Here is a 3,593-nt window from a genome sequence, read left to right on the forward strand (position 1 = left end):
ATGTTTTTCCCATCCCTGGGAATTGGACTAGGGATAAATAACCATTGCGCTAATCGGCATGTTTTTTTCCCATCCCTGGAGTTGGACTAGGGATAAATAACCATTGCGCTAATCACTATGTTTTTTTCCCATCCCTGGGAGTTGGACTAGGGATAAATAACCATTGCGCTAATCGGCATGTTTTTTTTCATACCTGGGAGTTGGACTAGGGATAAATAACCATTGCGCTAATCGGCATGTTTTTTTCCACCGATCGCGTGGTGGTGAAATATAGCAGGTCTGTTGCTTGATGTAATCTGTAGCCGAATAGTCCCAACCGAGCTTGCACCTTTGAGGTAAAAAATTCGTTACCTCACCCATATGAGAACTGCTATATGCAAAATAATTTGCAGGTTTTCACTCGTGAACTCGTTTAACTCGTTCCCCCCTGGGGGGAACGTCCCTCCAGAGCTACCGCCTCCCCCCCAATAAATAAATGTGCTTGCATAATTTGCCCCCTTGCTTATGCGCCACATTTTAATTTAGATTAATGCGAAAAATTGAGATAAAAAATAATGGGCAACGGCGATTAAGGGTTGACCATTATATCCTGTCCTCATAAATAGGTTTTAAAAAAATTAGTCTGCGTCGGCGGACTATAGCGCTGTCGCGACCCGGCTACGCGCTTGGCGCAAGTTCGGCGCGATTTCAATCCCCCGCATGAAGCTGGCATTTGAACTGATTTAGAAAGAGTTGGCCAAGGGTAGGTTAAGGGGAATTGCGTTGTAACTGTTCGAGTTCCTTGAGGTAAACTTCTCCCAATTCTTGTCCGGCGATCGGAATGCTTTGATAGGTGACTTGACCCTTGAGGATGATTTCATCTCCCGGGGAAGGGAGGGGTTGTTCGCTGACGATCCAAATGCTACCGGTATCATCCCGGAGGAGGTAAGCGCCAGTACCGAGAAAAGGGGCTTTATTTTCCACATTACCTTTCAGGTAAACCGTGGAGTAATTCTGCCAATTTTGTTTGATGTCGCCGATATGCGTCACCCCCATCCTCGACTGAACCAAACTGTTACAGCCGATGAGTCCACCGAGGATGAGGGATAAGGCGGTAATTTTAAAGGGTTGAAAAGAAGCTACAGGTATCATATTAAGGGCGATCGTAGAAGAAACAGATCTGGACAAATGCGGGGCGATCGCTATTCACGAGAAAAATCCTTTCCCATCCGGAAAATCCGGTATGAAGTCGATAGAGATGTCACCCCGCGTCAAATCAGTGGTCGAGAGAGGGTTTCTGGGAGCAAACGAAGCGATCGCAGGGGACAAGTATAAGCAGACACACAATTGCAGCATGAATGCCCGTCGAGAAATCAATTGCAACTCGCCACCGGAGACGCGATCGAACATCACCGACGTGGCGAGAGAGATTGCTGGATGTGCCCTTAGTGTAGCGTAGTTCCCAGAAAGGAGAAAGCGATCGCCCAGGGCGTTGAACTTTTCCGGTGGACAAATTAATCAGCTTCCGGGTCTTTAGGGGAATAGTGTTACAATTTTTTTTTAAGAAAAAGACACCGCGCTGGCGGCCTTCGAGCTTGTCCAGCGAGAACCAATCGTCTGCCGATCGCTATTGAGGAACACTTTAGAGAGGTTATCGTGACCGAGACTATCAACTGCGCTGAAGCCTGCGTCAATGGCTGCGTATTGGGAGACAAATGTCCCAACCGCGAATATGCAGCACAAACCTCCCAATTTATCAGCGAAACGTCATTAGATCGAATGCTAGAGATGGCGGATGAAGCCGTCAGAAAGAAACGGATGCAGCCCCCGCAGTGGGTGATTCCCGATTTTCCCGAATAATAGAAGTTGCGATAAAAGAGCGATCGCGCGTTGGGGAACAGTGCCTAGCGGCGATCGCTCCTGCACGATCGCCCCTACAGGCCGCGTTTTTTCGATCCCCTCCCCTTCGTTGCGGAGGGCTGAGAAACAATATCGTTAAAATTGAATTAACTTGCTGCATAGGGGAAATATCGCCCCTACAGAAAGCTTGCCAAGCACGCAGAAGTGCCCTGATGGCGAGAATCGAGGCAAAACATCACCTGCGCCAGGAAAGCAGCCTCCAGCGCCTCCCGTGGGCAATTTGTCCCCTTTCCAGGGAGAGAAGCGCAACGGAGGCCAAATCCTCCCATCACCCAGGAGAGAGTCCGGGCCGTGGGGGAGACTAGAGCGCCCCTGGGGTGGATCCGTCCATGTCAGCAGTGAACGAGTCCGGGTCAGTCGTCTTAACAAAACTTAACCAATAACTTCAGCATCCGGGAGAGAGACGGTGCGGGAGGCGAGGGAATGGAATCGTCCGAGTGCTCGTGTGGGCAAGGGATTGAGAGAATCCGAGACTGAATGGGCAGCACCACAGAAGCGATCGCGATCGTCAATTTGATGAAGTTTTTTAAAGCTAAGGCAGAATTCTGAGACTAGAGACCCGCTCCGTGCTTAGAATATGACGTGAAGTTCTTTTACTGATTTTCAGATAGAGAGGAAAAAAGTATGGCCAATTCCAGAGACATGGAAATGGTGAAGCCCTATAACGAAGATCCGTTTACGGGTCATCTCGCCACTCCAATCAGCGCATCAGGGTTTACCAAAGCCTTCGTCAACAACTTGCCCATCTACCGCAAAGGGCTATCGCCCATCCTGCGCGGAATTGAAATTGGCATGGCCCACGGGTATTTCCTGATCGGACCTTGGATAAAACTCGGTCCCCTGCGCGATTATCCCGAGGCCGCCAATCTCGGCGGATTAGTGTCCGCCCTGGCATTGATTTTGATTGCCACCGGCTGCATGTCTGCTTATGGCATTGTCTCGTTCCAAGACAGTGGCGACGCCGCCAGCGAAAATCCCCAAGCCCCCGACTCCTTGAAAACCGCAGAAGGCTGGAGCCAACTGACCGCAGGTTTCTTCGTCGGTGCAATGGGTGGCGCATTTGTTGCGTACTTCCTGCTGGAAAACTTTGCCGGCGTGGATGCCATTTTCCGAGGATTGGTCAACAACTAGAGCCAACGCTTCGAGATAGACTCAGCGGGGGCGATTTCGCGAAAAAATCGCTCCAGCCGTTGGATTCTGGTGCCTTTCTTTGTATTCGATTCAGGCGTGCGATCGCGGGAATGAATAGTGGCTGATTGTAAAGCAACTGATTTTAACAGATCCGCGATCGCCGATCCGCGAACCCAAGAGTGCCGCTGAAAACCAACCCGGGCTACAATGGTGCTCATACAGTGTAAAACCCACTTGAAATAGGAGAAATTTGACATGACAGGAGCATATGCAGCTTCTTACCTGCCCTGGATTTTGATTCCCGTCGTTTGCTGGCTGATGCCCCCCGTGGTGATGGGTTTGCTGTTCATCTATATAGAAAGCGAGTAGTAAGCCCTGTAGCGATCGCCGGCATCGAAAGTCCAGAGGATGCTCGATGCCGGCGATCGCCACCTCAATATCCCATAAAAAATCCCCCGCCAAAAAGCGGGGGATTTTTTATCGCTGAATCAGGCAGTTAGAGCCTCATCAACCGAACTTACTCGCCGTAGAGGCAATCAAGAACGCCGCATAAGTCAGCACAT

At 50.1% G+C, this 3,593-nt stretch carries 5 protein-coding genes; 4 read left to right on the forward strand and 1 reads right to left on the reverse strand.

What is annotated here, in order from left to right:
• Positions 1–747: 747 nt before the first annotated feature.
• Positions 748–1,131: a hypothetical protein gene (locus AC0QH1_RS03410; RefSeq protein WP_324629439.1), complete on the reverse strand. Its 384-nt coding sequence runs from the start codon at positions 1,129–1,131 to the stop codon at positions 748–750.
• A gap of 91 nt (positions 1,132–1,222) precedes the next feature.
• Here AC0QH1_RS03410 and AC0QH1_RS03415 point away from each other — a divergent pair, with 91 nt between their 5' ends.
• The 4 genes from AC0QH1_RS03415 to AC0QH1_RS03430 all read left to right on the forward strand — a co-directional run bounded on the left by AC0QH1_RS03415 (position 1,223) and on the right by AC0QH1_RS03430 (position 3,399).
• Entirely contained in the window at positions 1,223–1,438 is a 216-nt protein-coding gene (locus AC0QH1_RS03415; RefSeq protein WP_324629440.1) for a hypothetical protein, read from the forward strand.
• Positions 1,439–1,635: 197 nt separating this feature from the next.
• The gene (locus tag AC0QH1_RS03420; protein ID WP_442957274.1) at positions 1,636–1,839 is read left to right on the forward strand and encodes a hypothetical protein; all 204 of its coding nucleotides are present in this window, start codon (positions 1,636–1,638) and stop codon (positions 1,837–1,839) included.
• Between the two features lie 684 nt (positions 1,840–2,523).
• The gene (locus AC0QH1_RS03425) at positions 2,524–3,030 is read left to right on the forward strand and encodes a photosystem I reaction center protein subunit XI (RefSeq protein ID WP_324629441.1); all 507 of its coding nucleotides are present in this window, start codon (positions 2,524–2,526) and stop codon (positions 3,028–3,030) included.
• A 255-nt stretch (positions 3,031–3,285) separates the two neighbouring features.
• Positions 3,286–3,399: a photosystem I reaction center subunit VIII gene (locus tag AC0QH1_RS03430; protein ID WP_324629442.1), complete on the forward strand. Its 114-nt coding sequence runs from the start codon at positions 3,286–3,288 to the stop codon at positions 3,397–3,399.
• The last annotated feature ends 194 nt before the right edge of the window (positions 3,400–3,593 follow it).

The sequence above is a fragment of the Phormidium sp. CCY1219 genome (assembly GCF_055795085.1).